At 45.4% G+C, this 16,910-nt stretch carries 15 protein-coding genes; all 15 read right to left on the bottom strand.

Going from position 1 to position 16,910, the window contains the following annotated elements:
* Positions 1–127: 127 nt before the first annotated feature.
* The 15 genes from QZL64_RS06920 to QZL64_RS06850 all read right to left on the bottom strand — a co-directional run bounded on the left by QZL64_RS06920 (position 128) and on the right by QZL64_RS06850 (position 16,829).
* Positions 128–277, bottom strand: coding sequence for a YvrJ family protein (locus QZL64_RS06920; protein ID WP_021841285.1), 150 nt, complete (start codon positions 275–277; stop codon positions 128–130).
* 93 nt (positions 278–370) lie between these two features.
* Positions 371–757 carry a type II toxin-antitoxin system death-on-curing family toxin gene (locus tag QZL64_RS06915; RefSeq protein ID WP_021841284.1) on the bottom strand — a complete coding sequence of 129 codons (387 nt, stop codon included), beginning with the start codon at positions 755–757 and terminating at the stop codon, positions 371–373.
* Positions 754–903 carry a hypothetical protein gene (locus QZL64_RS06910; RefSeq protein WP_021841283.1) on the bottom strand — a complete coding sequence of 50 codons (150 nt, stop codon included), beginning with the start codon at positions 901–903 and terminating at the stop codon, positions 754–756. The genes QZL64_RS06915 and QZL64_RS06910 overlap by 4 nt, the downstream gene beginning before the upstream one ends.
* Before the next feature lie 66 nt (positions 904–969).
* Positions 970–2,160, bottom strand: coding sequence for a hypothetical protein (locus tag QZL64_RS06905; protein WP_021841282.1), 1,191 nt, complete (start codon positions 2,158–2,160; stop codon positions 970–972).
* A gap of 230 nt (positions 2,161–2,390) precedes the next feature.
* Positions 2,391–6,236, bottom strand: coding sequence for a thiol reductant ABC exporter subunit CydD (cydD, locus tag QZL64_RS06900; protein ID WP_021841281.1), 3,846 nt, complete (start codon positions 6,234–6,236; stop codon positions 2,391–2,393).
* A 203-nt stretch (positions 6,237–6,439) separates the two neighbouring features.
* Positions 6,440–7,066, bottom strand: a complete 627-nt coding sequence (locus tag QZL64_RS06895; RefSeq protein ID WP_021841280.1) for a PepSY domain-containing protein — start codon at positions 7,064–7,066, stop codon at positions 6,440–6,442.
* Positions 7,067–7,221: 155 nt separating this feature from the next.
* Complete coding sequence (locus QZL64_RS06890) at positions 7,222–8,382, bottom strand: AI-2E family transporter (RefSeq protein WP_021841279.1); 1,161 nt, start codon at positions 8,380–8,382, stop codon at positions 7,222–7,224.
* A 28-nt stretch (positions 8,383–8,410) separates the two neighbouring features.
* Positions 8,411–9,199: a hydrogen peroxide-dependent heme synthase gene (gene hemQ / locus QZL64_RS06885; protein WP_021841278.1), complete on the bottom strand. Its 789-nt coding sequence runs from the start codon at positions 9,197–9,199 to the stop codon at positions 8,411–8,413.
* Between the two features lie 95 nt (positions 9,200–9,294).
* A complete protein-coding gene (gene hemG / locus QZL64_RS06880) occupies positions 9,295–10,671 on the bottom strand; it encodes a protoporphyrinogen oxidase (protein ID WP_021841277.1) in 1,377 nt (458 codons plus the stop codon).
* Complete coding sequence (locus QZL64_RS06875; RefSeq protein ID WP_021841276.1) at positions 10,668–11,681, bottom strand: ferrochelatase; 1,014 nt, start codon at positions 11,679–11,681, stop codon at positions 10,668–10,670. The genes hemG and QZL64_RS06875 overlap by 4 nt, the downstream gene beginning before the upstream one ends.
* Positions 11,682–11,689: 8 nt before the next feature.
* A complete protein-coding gene (gene hemE, locus QZL64_RS06870; protein WP_021841275.1) occupies positions 11,690–12,718 on the bottom strand; it encodes a uroporphyrinogen decarboxylase in 1,029 nt (342 codons plus the stop codon).
* Positions 12,719–12,750: 32 nt separating this feature from the next.
* Positions 12,751–13,167 (bottom strand): DoxX family protein, encoded by a 417-nt coding sequence (locus tag QZL64_RS06865; protein WP_021841274.1) that lies wholly within the window; start codon positions 13,165–13,167, stop codon positions 12,751–12,753.
* 31 nt (positions 13,168–13,198) lie between these two features.
* The gene (locus QZL64_RS06860) at positions 13,199–13,846 is read right to left on the bottom strand and encodes a hypothetical protein (protein WP_021841273.1); all 648 of its coding nucleotides are present in this window, start codon (positions 13,844–13,846) and stop codon (positions 13,199–13,201) included.
* 185 nt (positions 13,847–14,031) lie between these two features.
* The gene (locus QZL64_RS06855) at positions 14,032–15,702 is read right to left on the bottom strand and encodes a glutamine--tRNA ligase/YqeY domain fusion protein (RefSeq protein ID WP_021841272.1); all 1,671 of its coding nucleotides are present in this window, start codon (positions 15,700–15,702) and stop codon (positions 14,032–14,034) included.
* Between the two features lie 149 nt (positions 15,703–15,851).
* Positions 15,852–16,829, bottom strand: coding sequence for a 2-hydroxyacid dehydrogenase (locus QZL64_RS06850; RefSeq protein WP_021841271.1), 978 nt, complete (start codon positions 16,827–16,829; stop codon positions 15,852–15,854).
* Positions 16,830–16,910: the final 81 nt, after the last annotated feature.

Raw genomic sequence — 16,910 nt, 5'->3', positions numbered from 1 at the left:
TTCTACACACACTTTTTGTCCTATAACTCTAATCTCACTCTGCGAAATCAATTTGTAAATATATAAAAGAACACGCTACAGTGCCTATTCGCTGCAACGTGTTCTTCTTACTTCTGTACGTATTTTTTTATTTATGGTCATAGGTTTTTAAGGTAAAAACCAATTCATTAATCGACGCACTCAGTGAATCCATTTTGTGTTCCAGACGTATCAATAAATACGCCGCAACCACCATGGGGAATCCGTAATTAGCCGTCGCTGTTAGAATTTCTTCCATAAAAACACCTCCTTATTGAAATACATTCAATTTAAAATATATCGACAAGGAGGTTCCAAATATTTTTATAATATTTCTTTATTTACATAAATATTAAGCTGAATGTTGAATGAGCCACTCTTTTAGCATGTCTACTGATACAGAATTATCAGCAACACCAATAATTAATGCCTCAGCTTCATCATCGGTATAAGTTAAATTAATTTCTTCTAACGCTAGATATATTTGCATAGAGTGAAATGCTATTCGCTTATTTCCATCAGTAAAAGCATGGTTTTTAGCTAAACCATAACAAAGTTGTGCTGCTTTATCATAAGTTGTAGGATATAAGTCTTCTCCACCAAATGTTTGAAACGGGGTATTAACCGCCGATTCCAATAAGTTTAAATAATGGATTCCCGATTTCATAACGGAAGATGCTTCTAAATCCTTATGAAACTGTATAATATCATCGATTAATAAATGTATAATCTTATTCATCTATTTTCCAATCTTTTATACAAATTTTGGTTTCGTTTAAGAATTTCTGCCGATAAAGCTTTCATTCTTTTAGCCAAATCTTCAGATGTTTTTGATGTAATAATAATTTTATCTTGATTTTCCTCTTGAATATTTCTTTTCGACATATAGAGCACCCTTTCTTTATATTTTTTAGTAAATCTTCTTATTTCAATATATCACAATTCGACGGCCTAGTGAATCAACAAAATCCATTCCAACAAGGTACATACGATATACGCAATAATAAACTTAATTTTCTGTTTACGGTCGCGGTCTTCGTCAGCGATTTTAAGACGCTGTGCCAAAAAGCGCTTATCACGAATCTGCAAGAGTAAGTCGCGAATATTCGCCTGGCTTTCCGCATCGGTTTCCTTCCCGTTACCTTTGAGCGCTACCTGTTGAATCTGAATACGGCGCTGCAATTTACGCATTTGAATCTTAATATTATTATGGACAAAGACACTTTGCCATTTTTTACGGGAATCAAAATACATATAAATATAGCGCGGAATGTTCATGACGATAAAACTGATACACAAAATCCCCAAAGAAATAAGGAAATATGTGGAAAAGGAGAATTCAATCGTCTCCGCCGGCAAATAGTGGTGAAGGATGATAAAACTGATCCACACACCAATCGGCAATAACAACGCTGCTGCCAAGTCAATGGAACGAACCCAGCTCGTTTTCACAGGCACTTCAGGAATATTATAGGTCTCCACCTCATCGCGGAAGGCATAGTATTCCAAACGAAGTACCGACTGTTCCGAGCGGGCATTAATTAAGATAACCGGTCCTTTAGCATTCGTACAGCGGTTCGGCCAAGAAATTAAACGGCGAATCGGACTGTCCGGGGACAAATCAAAACGGATAATGCCCTTTTTTTCAAAACGCACCGTCGACCCGTCACCGATAATTTCGAAGGGGTTAAAGAAGGTGCCCAACAGGCTGAGGCTCCAATTGCCCAATAAATGAACAATCGTATTCATAATAAAGCCGCCCATATCGACGTCGGACATATTCAATTTTATGGAAAAACTCGAAGCATAGTCGTCAAACCAAAAATCTTCGATAGTAAATTCTATATTAATAACGGTCCCGAGGGTCGTAATAATCCCCATGTAGACCTTATTGTTATTTTCAAACTCAAAGGTAACAGAATAAAATAACCAGTGATTTCGCAATTGAGCTTTCAAAATGCGGTTAATCGCATCTTCCTCAACACTGATAATACGATGATCGTATAAATCGGTTTCGCTCGCTTCGCAAGGTTCGGCCTCAATTTGTTGCTCAGGCGTGACCGGTTTCTCTGCGATTTTCTTGCGTGTTCCTTTTGTCATCGATTCTGCCAATTCCAATAATCGCGTGACTAGACTGTTCATAACGCCTCCTATGGATTTAGCACGTTTTCAGTCCATATTATAACATAACGCACCCGATTTTAAAACTACATAGCATATCGACAGTTTTCAAAAAAGCCGATTCTATCACCATTGAGCGCATTTAACTTGATTATTTATTCTAAAAAATGACTGCCAAGCCCTTTCGAGCCGGCAGTCATAAATTTATCCCCTAGATATCAAAGATACCCTGTATGCTATTTTACAAAGTGTTAAACAGTTTCCATGGATAGCTTGCGATACGCATAGAAGGCACCGCGTTTTGCCATCAAGGTCTCATAGGAGCCGTCTTCTACAACCTGACCGTTTTCCAAGAATAGAATTCGATCCATCTTTTCCAAACCGCCCAGATGGTGCGTAATATAGATGACTGTTTTATCCTTCATCAGGCTGTATAAGGCGTTCTGTATATCCTGGCGAACCAATTGATCGAGCCCTTCCAATGGTTCATCGAGCAACAAAATCGGACTGTTGCGGAGCCACAAACGAGCGAGCGCAATACGCTGACGCTGCCCGCCGCTCACACCGCTGCCGCCACTGCCGATAATTGTCTTAAGACCGTTTCGCAACGTATTAACCCAATCGGTTAAGGCGGCGAACTCAATGGCTTTTGCCATTTCCTCAGCCGTTGCCCGCGGTTTAGCCAAGCGAATATTGTCTTCCACCGATGCATGGAATAAATAGGTATCCTGCGTCAAGGCACCATAGTATTCGCGAGCCTCAGCCAATGACAGCGATTTAAGCTCTTTGGTTCCCAACGAAATCCGGCCTTCGTAATCATAGAACCGTTCCAACATAGTAAGGAGCGTCGTTTTGCCGGAGCCGCTCGGCCCTACTACGGCCACTTTTTCACCCGGTTTGATATAAAGTGATAAATTCTCATATATATACGGCTCGCCCTCGTCATAACGGAAGCTTACCTTATCAAAATTAATGCCCAAAGATGGCGAGTCCACTTTAACCGACTCAGCCGAAGCCATCGACTGAATCACCTCATTTTTAGCGTCAGAGTCAACCCTTTCAGCCGGCGCCATCGATTCCTTAACAGCCGGAGCCTGTTCCGCCAACTGAACCAATCGTTTCATGGCGGCTAAACTTTCACGACCATGATACCAGGCAATAGTAAGCGGTGCCAAGGCTTCAAAATAGGATTGCAAGGCAATGGCCACTACGGCGATAAAAATCCCTTCCTGTTGACTGCCGTTAGCAAGCGGAATCATGATGAGCGCCCCCAGGACCATGGTTAATTGGGTGAGCCCCAAGAAGAGCGTATCGCCAATATTGGTGCCGCGATGAACGATATGCTGAGCCGACGTCAAATCGTTAAACTGACGATCCACCAAGGCTGTCACGCGCGGTTCCTGCTTGTACGTTATGATATCCATAATGCCCGCCAAGCTTTCTACCACCGTATCCTTTATACCGCTGCGATATACAAGAGCTGCATCCGTAGCCAACGCATTATGACGATACACAATAAACGGAATCACCACGGCCCCCAAGATAAAGACAATCGCCAATAACCACACCAGCTGATAGCTGAACTGTGCCAAGAAGTAAAAGCCGATAACAGTTAATAAGACAGCCCCCGCCGGCGGAATAATAACACGCAAATAGAAGAATTGGAGTGTCTCGATGTCCGCCATGATGCGACCTAAAATATCACCGGAACCGAGTCGATGCAATGCAGCCGGCATCAACGGCTCCAACTTTTTATAAAACCATACGCGTAAACCGTAGAGTCCTTGGAAGGCCATATGATGCGATACATAGCGCTCGATATAACGGCATACGGCGCGGCTGATACCGAAGAAGCGCACCCCTACAATAGAGAGGCTTAAAGCCGCCAATTCAGGGCGTAACGCCGCCGACGTGATGAGCCAAGCCGACGTTGTCAAAAGGCCGACGTTCATGAATACCGTCAAGAAGGAGAATAATAAGCTGAGCCACAAGGAATTACGCGCAGGCCCTAATACGGCAAATAACCGACTTAGCGAATTCCATGTCGATATATTCTGCGTAGGCTCGCTGACTTCAATATGCGATGCCCCCGGTGCCGCATGGGCGGCAATCACCGGATGGACAGCTTTTTCAATATCAACATTAGGCTTAGTGTGACTATTCCCTATAGCATCGGCTGTCCCTACGGCAGTCTCTGTAGCTCCGGCTAGGGCAGTCTCTGTAGCTCCGGCTACGGCAGTCTCTGTAGCTCCGGCTAGGGCAGCCTCTGTAACTCCGGCTACAGCACTCTCTGCAGCTCCGTTATGACCCACGCCGTCGGAAGTAACATCAGCGGTGCCTCCCACGCCCGCTTTGACGAGTTCGCTGAAGTAGCCGTCAGCCGCTACCAACTCATCAAAAGATCCTCTTTCAACGATATGCCCCTGTTTTAACACCAATAAAGTATCGGCCCAACGCATAGTCTGCAAGCGATGCCCGATGAGAAGCACAATCTTATTCGCCATCAATCGTTCCAGGGCTTTTGCCAAACTCTGTTCCGTCGCCACATCAAGATGGGCCGTTACTTCGTCCAGCACGATAAGCGGTGATTGTTTAATAAAAGCACGAGCGATGGCAATACGCTGGCGTTGCCCGCCGGATAAACCGAGGCCCCCTTCACCCAGCATTGTATCAAGGCCATGAGGCAAGGAATTTACAAACGCTTCCGCTTCCGCATCACGAACGGCTGCCCATACTTCATCATCCGATACAGGCTGTCCAAAGGTAATATTCTCACGCAACGTACCACGGAATAAATGGGGTTGTTGCGGCACAAACGTCACTTGATCACGCCAAAAATCCGCCTCCATGTCAAGCAAGTTCACGCCGTCTACTACAATTTCACCCTTTGTCGGTTGCATGAGACGCAAAAGCAAATGAGCGAGTGTACTCTTGCCGGCACCACTGCCGCCGACCAGCATGGCTTTCTCGCCGCGGCGCAAAGTGAAATTAATATTTTCAACCGCATACGTGACAGCCGCTTTTTCAGATGAAACCTCGCCCTCATTGGCATTAAGTTCTTGATGCGACGTCGCGCCGTACGCATAAGACAGCTCTTTAAACTCTACCGTATTAAGCGCCGCCGCTGTAACTGTGCCGGACTCAGGTTCTTCAATAGGCAAGGCTAAGAATGTATCAATTTTGGCAAGACTTACCTGACCCGCCATACCGGTATGGAAGGCGGCCCCCAACTGACGAAGGGGAGCGTAAAACTCAGGCGCCAAAAGCAATACGAAAAATGCCGGCAAGAAAGTTTCATGGCCGTAAAGCAAGGCCATCCCCATGTACACAGCGATTAACGCCGTACTGATAGTGCTGACTAACTCAAGCACCAAGGCGGACAAAAAGGCCACGCGCAAAACGCGCAAAGTAGAATCTCTAAATTCTGCGGACAGACGGGCGATGACGTCTACCTGTTCTTCGGAACGACCGAAGAGTTTAAGCGTCACAATACCTTGGAGGACATCCAAGAAATGACCGCTCAGAAAACTCATACGCTCCCACTGTTCTTTATTCATAGCCTCCGCTTTTTTACCGATTAAAATCATAAAAAACGGAATGAGCGGGAATGTAATGAGTAAGATAATAGCAACCCACGGTGCCGCATCAATGATGGCAATGGCCATAATGAGCGGAATCATCATGGCATACAGCATCTGTGGCACATAACGGGCTATGTAGGCTTCTACGCTTTCCAGACCATCCGTCATTAAATGAACCACGTCACCGTGCCGTTCACCGGTAAAGGGCCCTAAACGCAATAAATGATGCCAAATTTTTTGGCGCAAATCTTGTTTGTCCAGCTCCGCCAAACTGCCTGCCGTTTGTTCCTGGCAATACGTTGCCACCATGCGAAGCACGACGGATGCTATAAGCCAAATCACCGTAGACCAGACTTCGTCCAACGGCAAACCTTCAAAAAATGTTTTTTCGATCAACACCGCAAAGAACCATGCCTGACCGACAATGCCCAAGGTGCCTAATAAACTGAATACCCCTAATCCTATAGCCTTTCCCTTAAACCGAATTAACTCTTCACGAGCGGTTTTGACTATCACAGAAGCCTCCTAAAACAACAATAAATACAATAATATGCCGCTAATATAAAGCCGCTGCAAACGGTGATTACAAACACCATAAAGTCGATTGTAAAAATCATAACGTTGATTGCAAAAGCCATAAACGACCATCATAAAAGCCACAAGCGGTATATAAAAGAAAAATGCACATTATACAATGTGCACTTTCAGCTTTATAACTATTATTCACCCCACAAGATGAAACCGTCATCCTCTTCATCAGGGATGATTACTTTCTCAGGTAATGTTCTGGTAATAATATCACCGGACACAGCGTCGATGATTACACCCTGTTGAACTAAGCCGTCTGTTTCATCATTGTGATAAATAGTAACTTCGTATTGAACTTTGCCGTTATCAGCTTCCAATTTCCAACCTTTACTGATAGCATCGCCACCGATGTTGGCAACAGCAATGGATTCAGCTTTCTTAGGATCAATAACATTGTTAGGATTGAAGACTTTATTCGGAATGTCTTTTTCTTTTTTATCCGATTTTTCTTTAATAACATTGCCCGTAATTACGTCAACTTGGATTGTATACGTATTTTTGAGCGTATAACCGGTAACTTCATAATAGAAGCGACCGCGATCCGGTTTTAACGTAATGGAGTGAACAGCCGAATTCGGATACTTAGCCAAGAACACACCGGCTACTTGACGCATGGATAATACCATGGACTGTACGGATCCTTCCATTCTGATTGACGGATTCACATCCGCTGCTGCTACCGTTTGAGGCATAGCCACCGCTACAGCACTTACAGCCATAGCACCGGCCAATAAACCGGCAAAAGACTTCTTTTTCATACAATAACCTCCTAAAATATGCTGCTTCCCCTAATGCTATCTGAATAACTGTCAAAGTCAACATATTCCGTTTTAATAATGTAAGATTAAACCTGCATATTACTTCAATTGTCCTTTAAGTATACCATGTTTACTCAGGCATACTCAATAAAAATCTACTTATCCTCGTCTTCCACTTTTTTTACCGTCGCCTTGTAAGAAAATGCCTTATGAGCCAAACGCTGGTCCACATCTTCTTTTACCAATTTATAAACGGTAGCTGCCAACGGCACGCTCAATAAAATGCCCGGCACACCGTACAAGGTACCGCCGATGGTAATAGCGGCAAATACCCAAATGCCCGGTAAGCCTACGGAACTGCCCACGATGCGCGGATAAATGACATTGCCTTCAATCTGTTGCATAACCACGAGGACGATAATAAAAATTAACGCATCCATGGTACTCACCGATAACAACATCACGAGGCCCATAAAGCCGCCGATATACGCCCCCAAGAGCGGCACCAAAGCGGTAAGCCCGATTACACAGCCGATTGTCATGGCATAAGGAACGGATAATACGGCAAGGCCTGCCCCGACCATGACGCCCAGAATTAAAGCATCGAGGAACTGACCGATAAAGAAACTACTGAACACCTGACTGGCCGTGCGCCATACGTGAACCATGTTTTTAATATGATGGTCTTTGCCGTAAGCACGGGCCAAGCGGCCCATCTGACGGCGCAGCACTTCTTTGTCAAGCAATACATAAATGGCAAAAATTAAGCCGATAACAAAGTTAAACACCATTTCAACGGTGTCACTCATTGTTTTTACAATGTAGCGACCGCTATCCGCCCCAATTTGGCGCAACTGTTCCACCGTCTTATCCGATTGAATAGAATCCATGACACCGGACGACGAAAGATACGGCGTGTTTTCAATAAAACGACTCACCCACTCAGACGATTGCTGATACAAAGCCGGCAAGGCCTGCACAATAATGCCCAAGGAATGAACGAGTTGCGGTATCGCCATGTAGCCTACGAGGAAAATAGCCAACAATATGGTAAAAATAGCCAAGACAACACAAACCGGTCGTCTGGTACTATGCTTCCAACCGCTTTCGGCAGATGGAAAATAAATCTTCTCAAAGCGCTTCACAATAATATTGAGGACGAACGCAATGAGCACACCCCAAACCAACGGCATGACTGCATCCAGCCCAATTTTAAATGAAGTCAGTACCGAATCAAACTTAATAGTGAACAGAAATACTAAACCGCCTAAAATAATCAGGCTGATACTCGATTTATATTTCTTGAAAAAGCCCATACACTATTGCTCCCTATTAAAACAATTCTTAAGCAAACAAAGTATCCAAACGGTCTTCGTCAAGTAAAGTCCCTACCGTGAACGGACCGAACATACCGAAACGGGCACTTACTTCATCAAAACGCATTTCGTTAACGATTTTTTTGAACTGAACCGCATCATCGGACATGAGCGTAATACCCCATTCCCAATCATCGAGACCACAGGCGCCGGTAGTAAACTCTTTAATCGTTTCTTCGTATTTTTTACCGATTTGACCATGAGAACGCATCATGCGACCGCGTTCCGCTCGGTCCGTCATGTACCAGTTATCTTCTAAGTTGCGGCGTTTGCTCATTGGATAGAAGCACATATATTTTAAACGAGGAATATGTGGGTACAAACGAGCTTGAACCTTCGGATGATTAATGTCGGTTTTCATGTAGTTGCTTACTTCAATAACCGATACGAAAGAAGCAGTCGGTTCCAAAACGGCGCCGATAGCCAATTTACGAAGGGTAATTTCCTTCGCCGTAACTTCTTCCAAAGTCGGCTGCAAGAACCAAATCATGATGTCCCCTTTGCCGCCCGCTACATTGTACAACGCATAGCTGGAAGTTTCCGCTTCATGACCGGCTTCCAATTCAGCGATAAATGCTTTGAATTCAGCTAAAGCTTTAATCTGACGTTCCGTATCCCAGGACTGCCATTTTTCAAAATTAATTTTGTATGTAGCGTGAATACTGAACCAACCTTCATAGGTCAAAACCGCTTTTTCATCAACACTCATGTCGTTCTGACTCATAGCGCCGGGATGTCCCATATGCTGTTCACTCATTGTAAATTCCTCCTTTTAAAAAATTATTTATGTTCATTCACTAAATAGTATGTATTGTCATTCTGTAAATGTTATTTATCTTCATTTACACAATGTTAGTTATCTTCATTCACCAAATGTTGTACCAAATCATGAGCCTGACGCACACCATCCGGCATGCCCACGCCATCAAACGGCGTACCGATCATGTGAAGGCCGGGATACGCTTTAGCGGCGTAGTCCTTAAGGCGCGCTACCAAATCGCGATGACCCACTTTATACTGCGGCATGCTCTTATCGAGACGAGTCAGTTCAACCCATAATGGTTTGGCGCTAAATTTCATGATACGCTGAATTTCCTTAACAGCCAATTCTTTTAAAGCCTCACCATCGAATTGCTGCACCGTATTATCCCCCGGTTTGCCCATGAACACGCGCAATACGACTTTGTCCTGCGGTGTCGTCTGAGGCCACTTAGCGGTGATATAAGTGCAAGCCGTAAGCGGTGTATCCGTCTTACGGGTAATTACAAAACCGGTCCCATCCAGCGGCGCATCAAAAGTCGCGCGGTCAAAACCCATTACGGCGATGGCACAAGTAGATAAGTCCATATTCATTAATTCACCAAAATGAGCATCATCCGCAAACCACTTTTTGTAACTCTGCGGTGGGGTGGTAATAACTACTTCTTCGTAAGGGGTCTTCACCGTACCGCCTAAGACATAACCGTCTTTTACTTTTTCAATAGACGTTACAGGCGTACTCTTATGAAGCGTTACATTGGCCGGCATTTGCGCCACCAATTCATCAATAATCGATTCCAAACCACCGGTAAGCTGACGGAATTGACCGCTCGGTTTTACATTCGTTGCGGCTCGTTGCTTGCGCGCTGCCAACATACCTTTAACCATATTGCCATGTTTGCGCTCCAAACTGTGGAATTCCGGGAATGTCGCATCGAGGCTCAACTCATAAATATCGCCGCCGTAAATCCCCGACAACAATGGCTCGATAAGTTTATCCATCATTTCATTTCCCAAGTGATATTTGAAAAAATCGCCTATGGACACATCCCCATCCGTCGGATAAGGGCTTTTGAAAATATCCTGCATAGCGCGGATTTTACCGGACCATGACAACAAAGTAGATTTGGCAAAAGGCACAAACTCTGTAGGAATCCCTACAATGGAGCCCCCCGGTATAGGGAACATACTGCCTCTGTCATAGATGAAAGCCTGACCGGTAGCATTGGTAACCAGCGTATCGCCCAGCCCCAATTCATTGATTAAATCCGTCATAGCCTGCTTACGGGCTAAATAGGAATCAGGCCCCACTTCCACTACATAACCGTCCACACGTTTCGTTTTAATTTTACCGCCAAATCGCTGTTCTTCTTCGAACACATCAATCTGCCAGTCCGGCTTAGCTCGGCCCAAATAGTAGGCCGTCGAAAGGCCCGTCAGACCACCGCCAATCACCGCTACTCGACTCATTCTGTCACCTCATCTTCTAAAGGTAAATGTCGTACCGCCTGCGCCATGGCTTTTACAAAAAGCGCATCCGTATTCGGCATCGGTACGCGCTTGTAGGCAACCCCAAGCTCATCGCAAAGAGCTCTACAAGCAATATCATTATCATATAATATTTCCAAATGGTCACATACGAACCCGATAGGTACATACACAACCGCTTTCACATTATCTCTCGCCACGACTTTGCGAGTCACCGTTGCCACATCCGGCGTCAACCAGTCACCGCGTACACCGGCACTTTGCCAAGCCATTTCATAAGTCCTAAGACCTACGGATGCAGCAATGCGCTTAGCCGTAGCTTGAACAGCTTCCGGATAGGTGTCACCCATGTGAATTACGTGGTACGGCAAACTGTGGGCCGTAAAGATTACGCCGACCTCAGCCGGATTTGTTGTTTCCGCCGGAATGGCTGTTTCAACCGAATTCGTTATGTCCGACGAATTTGATGAATCTGTCCGACGCAATAGGCCTACGGTTTCCGCCAGCGTCGTTTCCAACGCCTGATGCCAATAGGCCAGGAACTCCGGTTCTTCATTCCAGGCCGCCACTTCCCGAATTTCCATTTGATAACGAGCCGCCCGTCGTTTGGCTCGTTCAAAATAGGAAGCCGTCGCAAAGAGTGAAAAATACGGCGCCATCACAATAGCCACCGCCTTCGTGATACCCGCTTCACCCATGGCCGTCACCGCATCTTCAATAAATGGCGGCATATGCTTATGGCCGATATATAATTCATAGCTTACATCATCGCTATGCTCGTTAAGCTGCTTAGCTAATAATTCCGCTTGCCCTTCGGTTAAAGCCCCCAGGGGCGACAAACCGCCGATGGCTTCATAGCGTTTTTTCAAAACCGCTACTTCCGCCTCCGTCGGTGCATAACCGCGGCGAATGCTTGTATAATAAGGCATCAAATCGGCTTCAGCGGTTGGTGTGCCGTAATCCATCACCAATAACCCGATTCGCTCTTTCATTCCGTCCCTCATCGCGCCGTCACTTCATGCACATAGGACACGATGCGCTTCAATACATCCGGATTAGCTTCCGGCACAACCCCATGGCCCAGGTTAAAAATATGACGACCATGTTCCTTACCTTCCGCCAAGATGCGATCGATTTCGCCCTGAATCACCGGCCAATCCGCAAATAAATAGGCCGGATCCAAATTGCCCTGCACCGCCTGCGTAATCCCCATAGCTTTCGCATCGGCAATCGGCGAACGCCAATCAAGGCCGATTACATCAACCGGCAATTGGCGCCACAGCGGCAATAAGTGATACGTCCCTACGCCGAACATGGTGATTGGCGTAGTCGGGAACTTAGTCTTTAAGGCCGTAATTAACTCTTTCATAAACGGATAAATGCGGGCTTCGTATTCGCGCGCACTCACGGCACCTACCCAAGAATCAAAAATCTGGATGGCGGCGGCACCTGCTTCGATTTGCGCACCTAAATAGACAATGCTCATGGCTGTCAATTTTTCCATCAACGCATCCCACAAATCAGGACGCGTCACGAGCATTTGCCGCGTTTTCTGATACGTCTTCGAAGGGCCCCCTTCCAGCATGTAACTGGCTAAAGTAAACGGGGCCCCGCCAAAACCGATGAGCGGCACCTTAAGTTGCTCTTTCGTCAGAATACGAATTGTTTCCAACACATGAGGCAAGGACTCCGCCATATCGAGAGCGCCGATAGCGGCAATATCTTCCGCCGTGCGAATCGGATTGCCGATAACCGGACCAATGCCGGACTTGAGCTCTACCTCCACCCCGATAGGCACCAAAGGAGTCATAATATCTTTATACAAGATAGCAGCATCTACATTATATTCTTCAACGGGCAAGCGCGTAATATAAGCGCAAAGCTCCGGTTGTTGTGTTATTTCGAACAAGGAATATTTCTCCTTAATACGGCGATATTCGGCTTGGCTGCGGCCTGCTTGCCGCATAAACCATACGGGGCAATGAGACGTTTCTTCCCCGCGTATCATTTGTAAGTATGTCGAATTCATAAGGTATCTTCTTTCCTTTGTTATACGCAATTTTATCGTTTGGTAAAGGCACTATCTACACTGTAGCGGCCCGGACCTGCGATAAAGAGCATAATGGCGCCGAACATCATCTGTGAAGGATAATCCCATCTAAAAAATCCGGCGTCCCATGCGGCTGCAGTCGCAATGAATAAAGTGAATGCAATCAATAGCGCGCCGAGACGTGTCAAAAAGCCCAAAATAAGAAGAAATCCGCCTAAAAGTTCTGCCCCGGCCGCGGCCATACCGAGCAACAAAAAACCGTCCGGTACACCGAATTGAGCCGTCGTATGACCGATGGCATATAAATTTTGCTCACCACCGGCAAATTTGAAATATCCGTGAGCCATCATGGATAAACCGAATACGATGCGATAAAACAACAATCCGAAATCATGATAGCGAAATAAATTATGAAATAGCATATTCATTCTGCTTCGTTATTCTCCTTATTTGCTGACTTTATTTGATTACTTTGGCGTAGCCGTTAACAATCGGCCACAAGGTATCATCATCGGCACTGTTAAGAGCGATGACGCGAACACTCGGTCCGAAATATAAATTATCGTACAAAACTACATGAAGGGTTTCACCGTAAATTACAGTGCTTACCATATTGTCAAAACGCAAAGTACCGGTATAGGTACCGTTTTTCTGCAAAGTTAACGGTTCGATGACACGATACTGTTGGAATACATTTTGGCCGCCTTCATTGATTAATTCGGCCAATTCCGGCAATACGGAATCTTCTTGTTTGTCTTTATTTTTCGTACTGAAAGAAAAGACCGGCATTTCACTTTCAATGCCCAAAGTACGAAGGCCCTGTTCACCAAGACGAATATCCGCTACGATGCCGTAGCTGAACACATTGTCTTTTTTATAACGCAATTGGTACACATCGGCACTCAATACGCCGCGATTCAACAAGTACTGCTGAATATCCTCACTGTTCGTAAATAAAGCTTTTTCCGAACCGGCCGACAAGGTAACATTCGTCGGTGCCTTAATATCTTTAATAGCTGTAGTGGCCGGTGTGGCCGCCTGCACAGCACTCCCCACACTAAAGGTAAGCGCCAACACAGCCGCTGCACACCAAGTAGTTAGTTTCATGCACAACTCCTTTTTGCTGACTGACTATTCTGACTCTTCTGCTTAACTGCTAACAGTCCGGCAACAAGGCCGGACCGACTAGCATATTACTGTAAATTAATCTCAATAACTACCGGCTAACGATGAGCTTACTCCTGCTAACGGTTAGCTTATTCCTGCTAACAGTTAACTTATTCCGGCTAACATTAACCTTTTTTCTGTGCTTTCGCCCAGCTGTCACGCAGGCCCACAATACGGTTCATCACGATATGTTCAGGGGTGCTGTCCAAATCGGTTACGAAATACCCCTGACGCAAGAACTGGAAGTGGTCGCCCGGTTTCGTCGTTTTGAAAGCCGGTTCCCCTTTACCCTGCATTACTACCAAGGAATTTGGATTAAGCTGTTCTAAGAAATCTTTGCTTTCCCATTCTTCTTCAGGTTTTAAGAGATAATCGTACAAGCGAATTTCCATGTCCACCGCCGTGGAGGCTTCCACCCAGTGCAAGGTGCCTTTTACTTTACGCTGGCAACCGCTGCCGCTGCGGCTTTCCGGATCATAGGTACAATGAATTTCTTTAATAGAGCCGTCTTCGTTTTTAATGACTTCATCGCACATAACGATGTAAGCACCTTTGAGACGAACTTCTTTGCCCGGGGTCATGCGGAAGAATTTTTTCACCGGAACTTCCATGAAATCGTCCTGTTCAATGTAGATTTCACGACCGAACGGAACTTCACGAGTACCCATAGCTTCATTTTCCGGATTGTTTTCAATGGTCATCATTTCCGTCTGACCTTCCGGATAGTTAGTAATAACCACTTTTACCGGGTTAATAACCGCCATCTGACGCGGTGCTTTCATCTTCAAATCTTCACGAATACAGAATTCGAGAAGCGCAATATCTACCACACTATCCGCTTTAGCTACACCGATGCGCTGACAGAAATCGCGAATCGAAGCCGGTGTATAACCGCGACGACGCAAACCGGAAATGGTAGGCATACGCGGATCGTCCCAGCCGCTTACGAGATTCTTTTCAACAAGCTGACGCAATTTACGTTTACTCATGACCATGTTGGTAACATTTAAGCGAGCAAATTCAATCTGCTGAGGTTTTTCCGTATCCGGCCAATCTTCAAGAACCCAATTGTAAAGCGGACGATGCACTTCAAATTCCAAAGTACATACGGAATGGGTGATACGTTCAATCGCATCTTCTACAGGGTGAGCAAAGTCATACATCGGATAAATGCACCATTTGTCGCCCGTGCGATGATGTTCCGCATGCATAATACGATACAATACTGGGTCACGCATTACGATGTTTGGCGAAGCCATATCAATTTTGGCACGAAGCACTTTTTCACCGTCTTTATACTTGCCTTCCTTCATTTCTTCAAAAAGACGCAAGTTTTCTTCTACCGGACGGTCACGATATGGGCTGTTGGTGCCCGGCGTACCGAAATCGCCGCGAGTTTCTTTAATCTGTTCCGGCGTCTGATCATCCACATAGGCTTTGCCTTTTTTAATCAATTCTTTCGCATATTCATACATGGTGTCAAAGTAGTCGGACGCAAAATATTCGCGGTCGTCCCAATCAAAACCGAGCCATTTTACATCGGCTTCAATGGATTTCACATATTCCACTTCTTCTTTGGACGGATTGGTGTCGTCAAAACGAAGGTTCGTAAGACCGTTATAGTCATTGCCCAAGCCGAAGTTTAAGCAAATCGACTTAGCATGGCCGATGTGAAGATAGCCATTCGGTTCCGGTGGGAAACGAGTATGCACACGTTTGCCGTACTTACCGGATTCGTTATCTTTATTTATAATCGCCTCTATAAAATTAACTGTTTCATTATTTGGAGTTTCCAACAACAATCATCCTCTCTGCGACTTAATGTCCGTTTATTTACATCTCTTTATTTTATCATAAATAGAGACTTATTGATAGCTAAAGTCCGACCGCAACGGACTTCGTATCGAAGTGGCCAAACAATAGTATCGAAGCGGTCAAACACTAATTACCCCTTATAGTTTACTTCCTTATTTACGCATGTTTTAAGCGGTTTTCCCTGCAAGCCCAGAATAATGTTATCGGCCGTAAGCATAGCCATGTCACGACGGGTACGGTCTGTGAAGGAGCCAATGTGCGGTACCACCAGCACTTTACCGGTCTGCAAAAGCGGATGATCAGCCGGTAACGGTTCCGGATCCGTTACATCCAAAGCGGCATAGTCGATTTCCCCTTCATTAAGAGCCCACACGAGCGCATCGGTGTCCACGATTTTACCGCGGCCCACATTGACAAACAGCGCATCATTTTTCATCTTTTTGAACGCCTCTTTGTCAAACATGTGATACGTTTCCGGCGTTAACGGAGCCATAACGAGGACCACATCGCTTTCGGCCAAGAGTGTATCGCGATCACGGTATTCAACCATGTATAAATGCTCATCCGCACGTTTATGACGATTGTTGTAAATAACGGTCATACCGAACGCCCGGGCACGGCGCGAAATGGAAATCCCGATGGCGCCAAGTCCGATAATCCCCAAAGTCGAACGACTTAAATCTTTACCTTTAATATTGGACGGACGTTGTGCCCACATACCGCTTTTGACAAAATCCGCATTTTCCACAATGCGACGGCTCGCCGCTGCCACAAGCGTAAAGGCCAATTCGGCTACCGATTCGGTCAAAACGTCAGGTGTATTGCCGTAAGGAATCTGACGGGCCGTCAAATCATCCACCGTCACATTATCGTAGCCCACCGAAGCTTGCGCGATAACTTTTAAATTCGGTGCATCGGCGATTAAATCGGCATCTACTTTGACAGTATTAATACTCCAGAGAGCATCGGCCTCCTTGAGCCATTCTTTCAAAGTTTCACGGGGCATTGGCGTCTTTTCCGTCCATTGCTTAATCGTCACATGTTCACCTAAATAGGCAAGCGCATCTTTACGAACCAAACCTGGTACAACTACAACTGGTTTACTCATTTGTGTCAACCTCCCGGACATATATAAAATCATTTGTATGTAAAAAATCTAAAACTTCGAAGAGTTATAAAAACTCTAAAA

This window comes from Veillonella sp. CAG:933 (assembly GCF_000431435.1).
Lineage (GTDB): Bacteria > Bacillota > Negativicutes > Veillonellales > Veillonellaceae > Veillonella_A.
This window is presented reverse-complemented; position numbering and strand designations above follow the sequence as displayed.